Consider the following 15,965-nt stretch of genomic DNA (forward strand, 5'->3'; position numbering starts at 1 on the left):
ACTTGCAAGTCAGATCAGGCCATCACTCAAAGAAAACAGTTTGAGGAGATGATATGAGCGCAACCCAGGCCCAGGGCTCGCCCACCACAAATACCGGACAGGCATTTGGTACCAGTGGATATCGTAACTACGTTCTGTTTTCATTGCTCGTTGTTTATACACTCAACTTCATCGACCGCGCTTTGATTGGTGTTATTTCGGAACCAATCATTCAGGAATTTCAACTCACGGACTTGCAATTCGGCTTGCTTTCAGGCTTTGGATTTGCCCTTACCTATACGCTTTTCGGCATTCCTATCGCGCGTTTTGCAGAACGATATAATCGCGTCCGGATTATCGCATTCAGCGTCATCTTCTGGTCAATCATGACTGCACTCTGCGGGCTCGCAGGAAGCTTTCTTGCACTATTGGTATTTCGTGTTGGTGTCGGAATTGGTGAAGCAGGCTGCACGCCGCCAGCCAATTCGATCATCGCCGACTATTTTCCGCCACGCAGCCGCGCGCGGGCGCTCGCCATTTATGCGATGGGCGTTACTCTCGGCAGCGCATTGGCAGCGGCTTTCGGAGGCCCTATTGCTGAGATTTTCTCTTGGCGTCAGGCGTTCATAATATTGGGTCTTCCCGGGGTAGTGATTGGCTTGATCGTATTGTTCACCATCAAGGAACCACCGCGGGGCTATTCTGACCCGCCGGGTACACCACAGGTTGAAAAGCTGGGCTTTGGCGAAACGCTGAAAAGACTAAGCGGAAATCGCAGCTATTGGATCAATGCCTTGGCAGCGACAATTGTCGCCTTTGTTGGTTACGGGGTTTCCAGTTTCCAGGTTTCGTTCTTTGTTCGCGTGCATGAATTGAGCATTGCCGATGCCGCCCTCCAGCTGGTTCTTCCCGTGTCGCTCTCAGCGGCGGCGGGAACCTTTGGAGGAGGATATGCGATCGAGAAGCTAAGTGGTCGCCACGTCAACGCCGTAGCCTGGGTTCCCGGTTGGTCGCTTATCTTATCGCTACCGCTATATTGGATTGGCTTTTCAACGAACAGTCAAGCGACGGCTTTAGTCATGCTGATCGTAGCGGCATTCCTGCACTATACCTATCTGGGTTCGCAATATACGATTGCGCAGGGTGTGGTCGATGTGAAAGCACGAGCGACCGCGATCGCTATATTACTATTCGTGGTCAACTTGATCGGATATGGTCTTGGTCCTCTATTTGTTGGTGCGATTAGCGACTATTTGTCAGCATCCTATGTCAGTAGCAATGCCGTATTGGGCAGCCAGATGACATTGGAACTTTGCAAGGGCACCGATGCGGACATTTTGGCCGCGGCAAGTCAGGCCGCACTCGAAGCATGTCGTGAGGTAACGGGCGAAGGGGTACGCGATGCATTGCGCTTCACAGCCATGATCTATGGTCTGTCCGGCCTTGCCTATCTCTGGCTCTGCAAGCATCTGCAAAAAGACCTGCTCGCCAAAATGCACTAGCTCCCAGATTGCAACTATAAAGAGCATATCATGTCCAAGCCTGAACCCTGGCAGCTGTCAAAGGCTAGCTATCCCTTTTCTAATGTCACCCAGACGCGCTTTGGTGATATGGACCTGCTCGGCCATATCAACAATGTCGCGATGGCTGATCTGTTTGAAAATGGCCGAGTCCGTTTCAACCGATCCATGGGAATGGAAAACCGTGCTCAGGGTGACCGTTGGCTGATCGCAGCGGTGCAGATCAACTATCTGCGCGAGGCGCATTTTCCCGACGATGCCGAGATTTGCAGCGGTATTGGCCGAATTGGCAATTCGTCCTGGGATATCCAGTCGGCTGCATTCCAGAATGACGAATGTGTTGCGACCTGTACCACAACACTGGTGCTAACAAACCCGCAGGGTGCAAAGGCGATTGACACTGATTTTCGGGCCGTGCTCGAAGCGCAGCAGGTCCGGCGCGGTTAAGTTCTAGTCGTTAAAGTTGGCCGCGCGTTTCTGCATGAAGGCCATGACCGCCTCTTTCTGATTGGGCGCCCTGCCCACCTTATCCTGCTCAACGCTTTCCATCATCAGGATCTCGTCTTCATTCATATCCGGCAGCTGGTTCATCAAGCGTTTGGCGGCCTTGATCGCATCCGGGTTCTTGCCAGCAATTTCCGCCGCCAGCTCCATCGCCTTCGCATGCGGATCATCCGCGAGATGCGAGACAAAGCCCAGTTCTTTGCCTTCTTCACCAGAGAAAATCCGGTTGGTGTAGGTCAGCTCCCGCAGGATATCATCCCGTACAAAGCTGCGCCAGGTCGAGTAGCTGCCCATATCCGGGATGAGGCCCCAGCGCATTTCCATGATCGATAATTTGGAATCCGGCGTAGCGATCCTCACGTCCGCTGCCGAAGCAAATTGCAGGCCGCCGCCGACACAGGCACCGTGAATGGCTACGATCACGGGCGCAGGAAGTCGCCGCCATTGCAGCACGACATGCTGATATTTATTCGCGTTGCCATAGTTGCGGTCGGTCAGGCTACCGGTCGTGCTCGACTGGGTAAAGCTTGCCATGTCGAGGCCAGCGCAAAAGCCCTTGCCATTGCCGGACAGCACGATCGCTCGGACATCCTTCATCTCGGCGAGCTTGTCGGTCGCATCGATAATTGCATCAATCTGCTCGGGGTCGAGCGCATTCATCTTTTCCGGCCGGTTGAACCGGACATCGGCAATATGGTTCTCAACCGAAATAGTGACGCGTTCTGACATGGTTAGGCTCCGTTAAAGCTGGATTCGTTTATGACTTCGTGGCGAGTTTAATCGCTCGATTAACCAACGGCAACTGGTCATTGCCAAAATACATCCGTTCGCTGCCTTGATAAGGTACAAAAATGCTAGGCGAGCCATAGGCGCCGCGGGCAATCGCTTCTTCGGTATTGGCGCGCAGCCTGTCTTTCACTGCTTGCTCCTGCGTCCGTGCGACCAGCGCCTCGCCGTCCATACCGATTTCAATGGCAATCGCCGCCAATACCGACGGATCATCGAGATTGCGCTGATCGGAATAATAGGCGTTGAATGCCGCGGTTGCGAACTTGTGCAACGCCGTCTGATCGTCCTCCAGCGCGCAACAGGCGCGCATCGCGTGGACCGACTTGACGGGATGATGCTCGCTCGGGAAATTCATCGGTATTCCGGCCAGCGCTGCCCAGTCTTTCATCACTCGAAAGCTGTGCACGAATTTCGGATTATCGGGATTCTCCCGAGCTGCATAAACGCTCTGATTCACCGCGTTGAAGACGCCGCCGACAAGGAACGGCTTCCAGATAATCTGCGCGCCCGCGTCCGCAATAATCGGCTGGATATTGTGAAAAGCCAGACAGGTCCACGGGGATGAGAGATCGAAGTAAAAATCAACTGTGGTGGTCATGCTTATTCCTTTATCCCGAATAACGTCTTGCGGACCTCGGCGTCATCTTGCGGGTTGCGATTAATCTTGTCGCGCCCAAGCGCCATACCGCGCCGCAAGCCCTCGCGCTGTTTCAATATCTCATACCAACGCTGCACATTGGGAAAATCGGAGAGATTGATTTCCTGGCGCTTGTAGGTCTGCACCCATGGGAAGCAGGCCATGTCGGCGATGGAGTATTCACTGCCCGCCAGATAGTGATGTTCCGCCAATCGCCGGTCCATCACGCCAAACAGGCGCAATACCTCGTTGCGATAGCGTTCGGTGGCATAGGCAATCCGATCGGGTGCGTAGAGTTTGAAATGACCATGTTGCCCCATCATCGGGCCGAGCCCGCCCATCTGCCACATCAGCCATTCGGTTGCGGCAATCTGGCCCGGTAGATCCTTCGGTAAAAATTTTTCAGCCTTGTTGGCCAGATAGAGCAGGATCGCGCCGGTTTCGAAAACACTGATCGGTCCTTCGCCCTCAATGGGATCATGGTCCACTATCGCCGGTATCCGGTTATTCGGACTAATTGCCAGAAACTCCGGTTCAAATTGTTCACCTGCGCCAATATTCACCCATTTGACGCTATAGTCGAGCCCGCATTCCTCGAGCATGACGCTGATTTTCCAGCCATTGGGTGTCGGCGCAAAGTAGAGATCAATCATCGCAGAGCTTTCCATTATCATTGCGCAGCAGGTGCCAAGCTTCACACCGAAGCCACGTAAAAAAGATGTTCATTTCCATGAGATTATACAAATTTCATGCCGAAGCGACCAAAAAACGCACCAACTCTTGCACGCGACACCATCACTCGGCCTCAAAGACTATAGATTGATCAGCCCCACTGCTTTGGGATCATATTCTGCGCCGCAATATCGGGTTCGGGCCATCTTCGAAATCATAGGCCGGATTTGCGGCGAGAAACTCGTCCACCGCTATTCTGCAACCGCCATAATCGTGATAATCATCCATGACGATGACCCCGCCGGGACTTAAATGCCCTGCCACCGCGTTCAGGCAAAAGACGACAGGATCATACCAGTCGCAGTCGATATGAGCGAAGGCAAGGCCATCAATGCGGGCTGTCGGCCATGTCTCTTCGAACAGCCCCTTGTAAAGCCAGATACCGTTTTGATCGACGGTTAATCCATGGTCAGCGAAGCTCTGTTTCACATCCGAAAGGAGATCATCGCGATAGCCATAATAGAGCTCTCCATCGATCCCGTGTGATGCACCCGATTTGATGGTTGCATATCGCGATCGGGATTTGGGATCATCTTTTTCAGATACCGGTTCCGGGATCATTCCAAAGACATCAAAGCCATGAAACTGCCGGGCTTGGCCTAGCGCCTGCATCTGCATTTGCTTCGCGATCAGGATAGCCGATCCGCCAAGCGCAACACCAAATTCGGCAAAATCACCGTCGATATTTTCGACCGATTGCACCGCCCCTTCAATGCGCCGAAGCTTGGCTGGCGAAAGATAGGTCAAACGCTCTTGCAAAACCGCTTGCGCCAGCGGCGACAGCCCCTTGCGCGCAATCTGACTGCGCACGCGGCGCGCCATCTGGCGAAACTGGGTGGGGAGCGCATGTAAGCTATCAGCCATGTATAAACCCTCGATTGACGCTGGTTATCATGCCCTTGAAAGCCTTGTGACCTAGCGGAATGACAAACACCCGACCGCTGCGGCGGACCGTTCCTGCCGCAGGATATATATGCGGATGAGTTTACAGTCCTGTGCGTTTTGTATATGATGATATATCATTACAATTATTGCACGGAGTAGATCGTCACAATAAGGGAGAGATAAAATGCCAACCTATCGGCCAACATTTCGTCAACATGGAATTCGGGTTTCGGACAGCCAGCCCATGGCGCAATTGAACATCACACCGCTTATTGATGTGCTTCTGGTCCTCCTCGTCATGCTGATGCTTTCCATCCCCATCGCTACCCACAAAGTCGAGGTTGCCTTACCACCGCCAAACCCCGGAACAGGTGAACCGCCAAAGGTCAATCTGTTGCGCATAAATAACGCGGGCCTGACCCTTTGGAATGGCGAGGCCGTGAACGAGGCTAAGCTCAAAAACCTGCTCTTGGCCATGGCCAAAGATCCCGATCATCCGCAACTCCACATGCAAACCGATGCCAATGCGCGTTACGAGATATTTGATCATACCATAGCCACGGTCAAACGCTCCGGTATTCAAGCCATTGGTTTTGTCGGAAACCGGAAATTTGAAAAATGGGACGGCAGCGTAAACTGATCCCGATCCGATTTGGAAAATCCAGCGGAGCGAGAAATTCATCGGTGAACCGATTGCGGCTTTGACATTGCAGGATCGTCCTGTTTCTATGGACAAGCGATCCCAATCTTTCAGTTTAAAAACGGAAAAGCTGCAATGACTTTCTCCCTCCGCGCCCTGTCCCTTCATCTTGCACTGATTTCATCCGGTTTGCTGGTAACGGCCCCTGCCCTGGCACAAACCCCGTTAAAGCGCGCGCTCGCTGCAAACAAAAGCGGTCCGAACTACTCCTATGATATCAGTTATGTCACAAGCGAGATCAACGCGGCCGGGCGGATCAATCCCAGCCGCCCCGTCGGGCAGCGAGTCAAAGTTTCCAGACCGGCAAAATCGACCTGGACCAAAGAATTCAAGAAAGCCGTCACGGAGATCGAGAATAATCGCTACAAAGGCTTCTGGTGCAGCGAGATGGCGAAAAGCATTCCGGCTAGCGCTCGGCTCATAAGCCAAACCGCCAGTACCGCGACCTACGCCTTTAAGCCTCTGCCCGACCCCGACGAAAAGGCCAGCAAGAAATTTGTCAAACATCTCACCGGTCGTGTTACAGTCGACAAGAACAGGCCGGCAATTCTGACCTACAGCCTGAGCGCACCGAAATCTTTCAAGCCGGCCATCTTTGCCCGTATCAGCAAGTTTAACCTGAAGACAAGTTGCGCCAGAGCGCCGGACGGGCGAACCTATGTGAAAAGCTCCAAGATCGCTATTGCCGGGTCCGCCCTTGGCAAGAGTTTCGACGATAATGTAACGCGAACGCATAGCGGCCTGCGCCGGGTATCGCGATAGGTTGGTCGACGCGCGGTCCCGCGACAATCACCCGGCGGCCTTAATTGACTCCCCTAGTTAAGACTGACAAGTTCAGGCTCTTTTTGGGAGACTGCGATGATTGGCCCGGAACTTTTCGGCTTTCTACGGGAATTGGAACAGAATAATGACCGCGAATGGTTCAAGGCGCACAAAAAGCGCTACGAGGCAGAGGTTGTCGATCCCGTCACTGATTTCATCATCAACATGGCGCCCCGTGTCGCAGCCATCAGCCCGCATATAACAGTTGATCCCCGCCCCGATGGCGGCAGCCGTTTTCGCATCTATCGCGACACGCGTTTTTCGAAAGACAAGAGCCCCTATAAAACCCATGTCGGATGCCAGTTTCGCCATGCAGCGGGCAAAGACGCCCATGCACCCGGCTTTTATGTCCATCTTGGCCCTGGCGAAGTTTTTTTCGGTGGCGGTGTGTGGGGACCACAAGGCGAAGCGCTGCGCAATATTCGTCAGCGCATTGTCGACAAACCTGCCCGCTGGGAAGAAGCCGTCGAAGATATAGACCTGCGCGGCGATCAACTGGTACGCGCGCCCAAAGGGTTCGATGCCGATCATCCGCTGATCGAAGACCTGCGCCGCAAAAGCTTTTTCAGTTTTCAGGATGCCGATGAAAAACTGGCGACATCTGCAAAATTTGAAGACGCGGTTGAGGCGCAGTTCGAGAAGGTGGCGCCGCTTATGGGTTTTGTTGCCGATGCTTTGGAGGTCGAGTTTTAAGGGCTGCTTTGGGCGCAGAAGGGGACTTTGTAGCAAAATGATCTGATGCTCCGCCAATGCAGGCTTTAAAACAATGACTTAAGCTGGATTAAAATGCAGACGAACATTTATGAACATATGAACGCACTTTTGGCTATGTTAGCTTGAATAGCGTCATAGGGGGCTAAGAATGGTCAGCACATCATCCGGTACACAGATTCAAGACGATAGCACTACTGGCAGCGAAGCATCGCAATCAACTAAGGCGGACGCACCGTCATCAGCAAAGAGCAAAGCTTCCGAACCGGGGCTTGCAGTAGGCTGCTTCATCCTCATCCGTTCGATATTCACAATGCCCATCAATACCGCGAAATTGGCTGGGGATGAACTCCGCAAGATCGCAAAGGCGGGTGCAATTGATAAGGACAAGGACTTTCCGCACCTGTTCTGGTGCAAGGCAATGCTGCCGGTTGTCGCGACTTTCCTTGCTGCCCTAGTGTTTCTTGGCACGTTTGGGATCACCATTGCGGAGCGAGGTATTGCAGGCCTAATTCTCGGTCTAATAGCCGCGCCCGTCGCAGCGATCTTGACCGACTGGTTTATAATGATTTTCGGAGAGTATCTGATGATCAAAGTCGTCAGCGTTCGGTACTATAAACAGCAGATCAAAGCTCATGACAGCGAAAGTGAGCACGATTAATTGCCAAAAACGCGAACGGCATTGTCAGGCTAACATCGCCAATCGACGAGAGCGGGTTTAGCGACGGCTAAGATGAACCGGAAATCGCATGCTAAACCCTCAATTGTTTTCATCAATCCAATATATCGTCTGGAATTTTCCATTTGGTATCATCATATCGGTCCGCTCTAATGCGTTTCCAGTCATTGGCATGCGACTGCAACGGTGTCAGCTTCCACCCCCAGAATCGGACATTCTGAAAAGTGTGGGCTATTGTCCGCTTTCGGGATAAAGTTGCCACAGGGCTATCCAGTTCCTAGTCGCTATCATTGTTCTAACTCAACCGAAGAGTCCATTTCGTACAATGCAGACTCAGCGCGTTAAGCTATCCGTGCTGTTGGAATGGTTACAGCGACCCACCGTTCCAACGCCCCGTTCGACCCCTCAAGTCGACGGGGCTTTTTGGTTGTGTGGTAACGTCCGCTTTGTCAAAAAGGATTCTTCTCACTCTCTTAGTCATAGCAAACAGAGGTAATGTGATATGGAGCGACGCGATTTTCTGAACTTGGCTGCTGTTACGCCTTTTGCCGCCAGTTCGTTAGTCAACGCTGCTATTGCGTCTTCAGAATCAAAAATATTTATACTTGTTCACGGTACGTGGCTCGGTGGCTGGATATGGCAGGATGTCGCTCAAGCACTCCGTAAAATGGGTCATAGAGTATTCACCCCGACATTGACTGGTGTTGGCGAACGACATCATCTTACAAATCCGGATATTGGACTGGGAACGCACATAAATGATATTGTAGGCGTGATTGACTATGAAGAATTGAGTGATGTCATCCTTATCGGGCACAGCTTTTCTGGCATGGCTATTACCGGTGCTGCGGATGTTCGAAAAGAAAAGATCAGGCATATAGGATTTTTTGAGGCGCTGATTCCGCATGAAGGAAGAATGACTGCCGTCGAAATGAATGCAGATGGATCGGAAACCGAAAAGTTCAGAGAGCGCCGTTCTAGGTTTTTGGATGGGTATCAAATGGTATTCTGGGACGATTATCCAATAGAAATGCTTGTGGGTAATGAATATCCCAAGGTGCGGGCAAAACTGCGAAAGCTCTTAACACCTCATCCTGCCGATGCATGGACAGATAAACTGATTTTGAAAAATGGCGGATGGAGAGATTTACCCAGAACCTATTTGCGCGGCACGAAACAGGAGTTCGCGCCATCCTCAATTAAAATGTGGGGGCCTGCCAAACAACCGGGCTGGGACTGGATTGATGTACCGGTTGGACGAATGGGAATGATGACTCATCCGGAAATCATGGCTTCGGCATTTGCCAAATTATCGTGAGCCAACCGACACGCCTTAAGTTTTCGGACATAACGCTAGTGTCTGCTACGGGCGCAAAAGCGGACATTAGAATTTTAGTGCAACAAGAGGGCTCACGTCCTATCTTCATATTGTTGCTGCCAAATGTTGCAGAGCAATTTAGGGATGGTGAATGAAATTTCGGGTAATTCAAGACACGTTTGGAGTGGAAGAACTGCCACACGGTTTGTTTTATGAGTTTCCGTGGGGCCTTCGATTCAATCTGTCGAACGTGAGTACGAGTACAGGCACAAGGCACTTAGAGCGTTTCCTAGATTCATTGGATCGAGCCAAGTCCATAACTCATGCTTTTTTGGCAGACTCTGAGAAAGTCACCGTGTTGTTCTCACGGCTTGGCCCCGAGAAGCCCGTTCCTGCGATGAACCGAGCAGTAAATCAATTGGATGATATTGGATTTGATAGCGCTCGATTGAATTATCTTGGCGCGATCAAACAAGGCGAAGATGACTACGAGGATTGGCGCTATCAACACTGGTATTCTTGTCATTTGTCGAACGAACTGCCTGAGATAGACAAACTGCTTTGGAATTGTGTTGCTCAAGATATGGGCGTTCAACCCTATGCTGAATGGGGCAGTATCTATCTGGCTGATTTGCAAAAGCAGATGATCGTTCATGTTTATGATGATCGCGGAATGGATGTCATCGCAATGGACAAGGAAACCATCAAGCCGTTTTATAGTGACTTGAATAGCTGGCTTTTGGAATATGATCGTAAAGCAATGGACCAGAAGTTTTCTTGATCAATGGTATCGCGCAAATATCGAGATTTCTAGCGTCCGCTTTCGGGATGTTGCAGAAATAGAGTTGGCATGTGCTAGTGTCTGAAAACGCAAAAGAGATCAGCCATCCATGTTAACAGCAAACTTGTTTAATAGATAAAGTGAGTGATCAAGTTTGAGCGGATATAAAAAAGGCAAAAAATGGACCCAAGCCGACATCGGTGAACTTGGATGGAGTCAGTGCCGCACCTACGGTTTGGCCTTCCCAAACAAACATGGATCAATGAAGTTTGACATAGACTATATCTTGGAGTCGCCGTTGGCACATGGCACGAAGGGGTATCTTATTGCTGAAGCCGAACTGGTATTCGAAAATGTAAATGCTCTCAATATCGGCTTGGACTTCCAAAACTTTCAAGGCATCGATTTGGTCAGTGTAGAGATTGAGAATGAAAGCCTTACTCCAAATAAAAAAATGAAGTTGTATCACTTTAAAATTGAACTGATTGTTGGAATTATAACGTTCACGGCAACCGGATTTCAGCAACTTTTGAAATCCGACCCGATGCATTCGGTCACATCGGATTTCGAACGATATTGAAAATATTGAAAGCCCTATTGGTACATCTGCCAAGATTCTAATGTCCGCTTTCGGGATAAAGCGGACAGACAGTACAAATCCCACACCCACACCAATAAAAACTTACTGTTTTTGTCACGCCAGCTTCACAATGCTGGTGGGCGTTGAAGACGCAGTCGAAGTACAGTTTTAAACATGGAGCCGCTTATAGGCTGTGTCACCGATATGTTGGGGATCGATTTTTAACGGCTTTGTGCCAAAAGAAAATGCGTTGTGGACAGTGATTTTACGGTTCCGTCATCCTGCACATATTGACGAACCGCGTCGGTCATCTCGGCTATAATTGTTTCGATCAGTTCGTCGGCGGTATCATCTTCCGGGTCGATAACCGGCTGCAACGCGCCATCTGGACCCGGGCGACCGAGAAAGATGACGTCGAACAGCACAAAGTCTCGTACCGCCGGTAAGGTCGTAATCATCTCGCGCCGTTCAACCGCGTTCACGTCTAGTCCGGCTTGCTCGGCAACGGACCGGATTTCATCCGGATCGCCATAGGAAAATGGTGCAATCGGGACAATATCTCGGCCAATATTGCGCGCCAATATATCTTCGAACTCCCCAAAGACAGGATTTCCATCATGTCCTGAAGTCCAGATAGCGGCTCCCAAACGGCCGCCTGGTTTCAGCACCCGCGCCGCTTCTTGCAACGCCAGCGCTTTATCCGGAAAAAACTGCAACCCCTGCTGACACAGGGCGACATCAAAACTGTCATCATCAAAAGGCAAGTCCAGCGCGCTCGCGACCTGAAACTCGGCGCGTGGCGCATAACCCTTTTCCTGTTGCAAGGCTTTCGCCTTGGCGATCATCGGCGGCGCGACATCTATTGATGATAGTGTTGCGACCTCGGGCAGATCGGACAGTTTGCGGGAAATAACACCTGTACCGCAGGCAATGTCGAGGCAAGCACCGGAAGCGGCTACAGCCTCTATAAGCGTGTCAGCCCAGGGCATGAACAAACCGCCCGACAAATAGGCTTCATACAAGTCCGGGGGAGTTCGCCCCGCAATAAAGTCGCTTATCAATGGCATTGTCGGCTCCCATCCCTCAGTTCTCGTCTAACATATTTGATATTGGGAAAACAGGCGCGCTGAAACCGGCAGTTTTCCTGCCGGATAGTCCAAACAGTTTTGTCAGTCGCGCCCGTTGTGACCGATGATAAACTCGCGGCCATAGGAGAGTTACCATGGCCGCTCAGACCAAGAGAAGTTTTTGCCGTTTTTGTCACGCCAGCTGCGCGATGCTGGTGGATGTTGAAGACGATAAGGTCGTTGCTGTACGCGGCGATAAGGAAGATCATTTGTTCACCGGTTATACTTGCATCAAGGGCCGCCAGCTCACCGATATGCACAATCTGCCCGACCGGATGATCACCAGCAAAATTCGGCAACCGGATGGTACGTTCAAGGATATTGCAACGGCAGATGCCCTGGCCCTCGCCGGTGCGCAGATGAAAAAAATGGTTGCGGAGCACGGCCCTCACAGCATCGCCGTCTATTGCGGTACCAATGCGTTTCAGAACAGCGCCGTACTGGGTACATCCTATGCCTTTGCGCAGGGTATCGGCTCGCGCAACTGGTATACCAGCGTAACCGTGGATCAACCTGCGAAAGTGTTCACCACCGCGCGCTATGGCATGTGGATGGGCGGCGGCAATGCTTTTACCGAATCCGATGTTGCGATGTTTGTCGGCAACAATCCGATCGTCTCGCATTATTCCGGAGGCATGCCGACATCGTCTCCGTCCCGCGGCCTGCGTGATGCCAAGGACCGCGGCCTGAAGGTGATCGTTGCCGACCCACGGGTCAGCGACATGGGACGCCTTGCGGATGTATACTTGCCGGTAAAACCGGGCGAGGACCCTGCCCTGCTCGCTGGCATGCTCAATGTCATCTTTGCCGAAAAACTCTATGATCAGAATTTCGTCGCTGCCCATGTCGATGGCGTTGCGGAGCTGGAAGCTGCCGTCAAACCGATGACACCAGAGGTTGCTGCGCAGCGTGCCGGAGTGGACAAGGACGAGCTGATCAGGGCCGCCCGCATGTTTGCAGGCGCCAATAAGGGCCGCGTTGTCACTGGCACCGGTCCGGAAATGGCCGGCAACGGGACGCTGACCGAATATCTGGTCGCATCACTCAACATCCTGTGCGCGCGGTTCAATCAGGAAGGCGAGAAAGTGTCCGCCCCGATGGTCTTCAATCCGCTGAGCGGCGCGCCCAAAATGGCTCAGGTTGCACCGCCTACCCCGATGTTCGGTGAAGGATTTCCCAAATCGCGTATTCGTGGGCTTGGCCATCTCGGCAAGGAAATGCCCTGCAATGTGCTGGCCGATGAAATTCTGACTCCCGGCGAGGGTCAGGTCAAAGCGCTGATCTCCATTGGCGGCAATCCCGAAATTGCCTTTCCCGACCAGCAAAAAGTCCGCCGCGCACTGGACGAATGTGAGCTTTTCATTCAGATTGATCCGTGGATGTCAGCCAGTGCGAAACGTGCCGACATCATCCTGGCACCCAGCATGTGCCTGGAGCGGGAGGATATCAACAACGTCTCCGATGCGTTCACCGAGGAAGCCTATGCCCATTATACCGAAGCGATGGTTCCGGCACCCGGAGACACGATGGACGAATATGAAATGCTCTGGTGGCTCGCCAAGCATATGGGTATTGAGATGAACTATCCCGGCGGCCCGGTTTCGATGGAAGAATGTCCGGATAAGGCGACTGTTCTTGACCTGATAACCGAAGGCTCACTGCTCAAACCCAGCAAGGCGAAGGCAGATGCAGCGGCGCTGGACCGCAAGGGAGCGGCGATCACTTATGACGAGCTGCACCCGGTTGTCGGCCCCGCCGATCCGGACAGCGAAAACCGTTTTGACTTGAATGCCGGAGCCATGCCGAGCGAACTTTTCGACTATGCGGCCAATGACCCTGCTAAGGATGGCTTCGACTTCCGCCTGATCTCGCGTCGGTCCAAGCATCGCTATAATAGCAACGGCCATCCTTTCCCGAAACTGGTCGAAAAAATGCCGACCAATCCGGCTTTCATCAATCCCGATGACATGGCCAAGGCGGGGATTAGCGATGGCGCGATCATCGAAATCACCTCCCCGACTGCATCCATCTTCGGCATGGCCAAAGCGGATGAAAAGGTCCGCCCCGGCGTGATCTCGATGAGCCATGCCTTTGGCGACAGCGAGGCGGGCAAGGATGATGTGATGACCAAAGGCGGGTCGACCAATCGGTTGATTGTCGACGATGACCATCTCGATCCGATTACCGGTCAGGCGATTCAAAGCGCTATCCCGGTACGAGTGAGTGCCGCCTGATCCACGCTGCCGCGAGACCGGATGAGACCGGCTCATCGCAAGGGTGACACAAGTCTCTGATTGACAATCCAGAAGCCGCTGGCGATATATATCCAATGGATATATAAGGATCGTTATGAAATCATGTGTGACATTATGCGAGAGCATTTTCCAGAGGTGGCAGCGTGACCAATAAGACCCGCGACAATTATCATCACGGAGATTTGCGTCAGGCGGTTCTCAATCTCGCGCGCCAGCGAATTGATGAGGAAGGCGCTGAGAAGCTTAGCATGCGGTCTCTGGCCACCAAGATCGGCGTAGCACACCGTGCAATCTATAATCACTTCTCCGACAAAGATGCATTGCTCTCGGCGGTCGCTGCCAGTGGTTTTCATGAGCTTTCAGGACTTCTCGCCAAGACCAAGAATGCGGCGGGCTTTGTGCGTACCTATGCAACTTTCGCGCTCAATCATCGTCACCTTTACACCATCATGATGAACCGCAGTTACGTACAGTTTGAAGACGTACCCGAATTGCGCACCGGTGCAGATGCAATGATCGCTACATCCAGAGCCGTGCTTGCCCCGGAACAGGGCAGCGACGATGAAAAGCGCAGAACTGTGATGCGCTATTGGATGCTCGTGCATGGCGGTGTTGGACTGCACAGCTCGGGCACGCTCAAAGCGCGTCCGGACGAAGATTTTATCAAGGAGATGCTTGCAGTTGTGGGGCTGGGCCCCGCTCCGGAGGAAGCATCGCAAGCGCTTTGGTCAACAAAAAAGGAGTCCCCCAAATGATTCAAAATACAGCGAAGAACCTGTTGAAATATCTTATTGCTGTCTTTTCCATCGCCGCAATTGCAGCTTGTGCAAACGCACCGGCAGCTTCAGATGCTGAAGCTCCTGTAACGCTCATCATCAACTTCGAGGCGAGCGATGACGGACTGACGGAATTTTCGGAGATAATGGCTGGCGTGTCCAAGGCCATGGCTTCAGAGCCGGGATTTGTCTCGGCGATTGTTTACCGGAATGTCGAACAACCCAATGTCTTCGTATTGCAGGAAGTATGGGCAACGAAAGAACTTCATGGTGAACATTATGATCGCATTGTCGCATCGGGTGACTGGGACCATATCAAAAGCCTTTTGCAGACCGAGCCGATCATGGGATATTACACGGTCGATCCTGTCATCCCATGAGCAGCTATCTACGGCGCTGATCTGGATCGACCAGTGGGCGTTTGGCGAATGGCACAAAAGTTGGAACCCGGTCACGATAGTTGCGATAGGGTTCTCCTATCTCCTCTATCAAATCCGCTTCTTCAAACGGCGTCGCCAGTAAAATGTAAACAAAGGCAGCGGCTGCAAAAACCAGATGCCCGACAGTGAAATGCGGTGTCATCAAGGGCGCAAGCATCCAACCGAGACTGATCGGATGACGGACCAGTGCATAGAGATAGCGCGCAGTCATGTTGGACGGCGCGGGTTGTGTATCTCGAAAATTCTGCCAGGCCTGCGTGAGCCCCAGGAAACCGAAATGGCCAAAGTGAAACGTAGCGGCGACCATCATCGTCCAGATACTGATATATCCGGCATAGATGAAACCGGCCGCCAGATCGGACTGCACATACCATATGGTTATGGGGATAGGCTGCCAGAACATGATCAGCAATGCCGTCATCGCGGCGGTCATATACAGATAGGTTGCCCGTTCGATTGGCGCTGGAATGATATTGATCCACCAGCGTTTAAACGAAGTTCGCGCGGTAATCGAATGGTGCAGACCAAAAAGCGCGACCAATCCCGTGTTGATCAATATGGCGGGCCATGTCCCAAGGGACTGGCCCGCCTCTATCGTGTCACTGCTTATCCCCTTGGGCACACCAAAATTGATGAGAAATCCCATGATATAGACAAGTGCAACCATACTCAGGATATACGCACCAAGCGCGTAAAGCAGCATCAGGCTTTTACGTATCATGACAGCATT

The 15,965-nt window shown here is 52.2% G+C and carries 18 protein-coding genes; 12 read left to right on the top strand and 6 right to left on the bottom strand.

The genetic code is table 11. The features are described 5' to 3' along the window. Window positions 1-53: 53 nt before the first annotated feature. Together DG177_RS04555 and DG177_RS04560 are read left to right on the top strand one after the other, a co-directional pair. Window positions 54-1,481, top strand: a complete 1,428-nt coding sequence (locus DG177_RS04555; protein WP_108810411.1) for an MFS transporter — start codon at window positions 54-56, stop codon at window positions 1,479-1,481. Window positions 1,482-1,511: 30 nt separating this feature from the next. Further along, window positions 1,512-1,946, top strand: coding sequence for a thioesterase family protein (locus DG177_RS04560; protein ID WP_108810412.1), 435 nt, complete (start codon window positions 1,512-1,514; stop codon window positions 1,944-1,946). A gap of 3 nt (window positions 1,947-1,949) precedes the next feature. Here the strand turns inward: DG177_RS04560 and DG177_RS04565 are convergent, their stop codons facing one another. The 4 genes from DG177_RS04565 to DG177_RS04580 form a co-directional block, all read right to left on the bottom strand. Continuing rightward, a complete protein-coding gene (locus tag DG177_RS04565; RefSeq protein WP_108810413.1) occupies window positions 1,950-2,732 on the bottom strand; it encodes a crotonase/enoyl-CoA hydratase family protein in 783 nt (260 codons plus the stop codon). 28 nt (window positions 2,733-2,760) lie between these two features. Continuing rightward, a complete protein-coding gene (locus tag DG177_RS04570; protein ID WP_108810414.1) occupies window positions 2,761-3,390 on the bottom strand; it encodes a DsbA family protein in 630 nt (209 codons plus the stop codon). A gap of 2 nt (window positions 3,391-3,392) precedes the next feature. After that, entirely contained in the window at window positions 3,393-4,082 is a 690-nt protein-coding gene (locus DG177_RS04575; protein WP_108810415.1) for a glutathione binding-like protein, read from the bottom strand. A gap of 190 nt (window positions 4,083-4,272) precedes the next feature. After that, window positions 4,273-5,025 carry a TylF/MycF/NovP-related O-methyltransferase gene (locus tag DG177_RS04580; protein WP_108810416.1) on the bottom strand — a complete coding sequence of 251 codons (753 nt, stop codon included), beginning with the start codon at window positions 5,023-5,025 and terminating at the stop codon, window positions 4,273-4,275. 205 nt (window positions 5,026-5,230) lie between these two features. Here DG177_RS04580 and DG177_RS04585 point away from each other — a divergent pair, with 205 nt between their 5' ends. The 7 genes from DG177_RS04585 to DG177_RS04615 all read left to right on the top strand — a co-directional run bounded on the left by DG177_RS04585 (window position 5,231) and on the right by DG177_RS04615 (window position 10,637). Next, the gene (locus DG177_RS04585) at window positions 5,231-5,686 is read left to right on the top strand and encodes a biopolymer transporter ExbD (protein WP_108810417.1); all 456 of its coding nucleotides are present in this window, start codon (window positions 5,231-5,233) and stop codon (window positions 5,684-5,686) included. A gap of 135 nt (window positions 5,687-5,821) precedes the next feature. Then, window positions 5,822-6,508, top strand: a complete 687-nt coding sequence (locus DG177_RS04590; protein ID WP_108810418.1) for a hypothetical protein — start codon at window positions 5,822-5,824, stop codon at window positions 6,506-6,508. Window positions 6,509-6,604: 96 nt separating this feature from the next. Continuing rightward, window positions 6,605-7,261: a TIGR02453 family protein gene (locus tag DG177_RS04595; protein WP_108810419.1), complete on the top strand. Its 657-nt coding sequence runs from the start codon at window positions 6,605-6,607 to the stop codon at window positions 7,259-7,261. 169 nt (window positions 7,262-7,430) lie between these two features. Further along, entirely contained in the window at window positions 7,431-7,940 is a 510-nt protein-coding gene (locus DG177_RS04600) for a hypothetical protein (RefSeq protein ID WP_108810420.1), read from the top strand. Window positions 7,941-8,460: 520 nt separating this feature from the next. Then, window positions 8,461-9,276, top strand: coding sequence for an alpha/beta fold hydrolase (locus tag DG177_RS04605; RefSeq protein ID WP_108810421.1), 816 nt, complete (start codon window positions 8,461-8,463; stop codon window positions 9,274-9,276). Window positions 9,277-9,427: 151 nt separating this feature from the next. Then, entirely contained in the window at window positions 9,428-10,057 is a 630-nt protein-coding gene (locus DG177_RS04610; protein ID WP_108810422.1) for a DUF3885 domain-containing protein, read from the top strand. Between the two features lie 154 nt (window positions 10,058-10,211). Further along, a complete protein-coding gene (locus tag DG177_RS04615; RefSeq protein WP_108810423.1) occupies window positions 10,212-10,637 on the top strand; it encodes a hypothetical protein in 426 nt (141 codons plus the stop codon). Window positions 10,638-10,858: 221 nt separating this feature from the next. On the opposite strand, the gene DG177_RS04620 is transcribed toward DG177_RS04615, so the two are convergent. Then, on the bottom strand, window positions 10,859-11,704 hold the full coding sequence (locus DG177_RS04620) for a methyltransferase domain-containing protein (protein WP_108810424.1): 846 nt from the start codon (window positions 11,702-11,704) through the stop codon (window positions 10,859-10,861). Window positions 11,705-11,859: 155 nt separating this feature from the next. Here DG177_RS04620 and DG177_RS04625 point away from each other — a divergent pair, with 155 nt between their 5' ends. The 3 genes from DG177_RS04625 (at window position 11,860) to DG177_RS04635 (ending at window position 15,175) form a co-directional block, all read left to right on the top strand. After that, the gene (locus DG177_RS04625; RefSeq protein WP_108810425.1) at window positions 11,860-13,998 is read left to right on the top strand and encodes a molybdopterin-dependent oxidoreductase; all 2,139 of its coding nucleotides are present in this window, start codon (window positions 11,860-11,862) and stop codon (window positions 13,996-13,998) included. Between the two features lie 164 nt (window positions 13,999-14,162). Continuing rightward, complete coding sequence (locus DG177_RS04630; protein WP_108810426.1) at window positions 14,163-14,774, top strand: WHG domain-containing protein; 612 nt, start codon at window positions 14,163-14,165, stop codon at window positions 14,772-14,774. Beyond that, on the top strand, window positions 14,771-15,175 hold the full coding sequence (locus tag DG177_RS04635; RefSeq protein WP_108810427.1) for an antibiotic biosynthesis monooxygenase: 405 nt from the start codon (window positions 14,771-14,773) through the stop codon (window positions 15,173-15,175). The genes DG177_RS04630 and DG177_RS04635 overlap by 4 nt, the downstream gene beginning before the upstream one ends. Before the next feature lie 4 nt (window positions 15,176-15,179). Here DG177_RS04635 and DG177_RS04640 read toward each other — a convergent pair whose 3' ends face one another. After that, window positions 15,180-15,956, bottom strand: a complete 777-nt coding sequence (locus DG177_RS04640; protein WP_108810428.1) for a hypothetical protein — start codon at window positions 15,954-15,956, stop codon at window positions 15,180-15,182. Between the last annotated feature and the right edge of the window lie 9 nt (window positions 15,957-15,965).

This window comes from Sphingorhabdus sp. Alg231-15 (genome assembly GCF_900149705.1).
GTDB lineage: Bacteria > Pseudomonadota > Alphaproteobacteria > Sphingomonadales > Sphingomonadaceae > Parasphingorhabdus.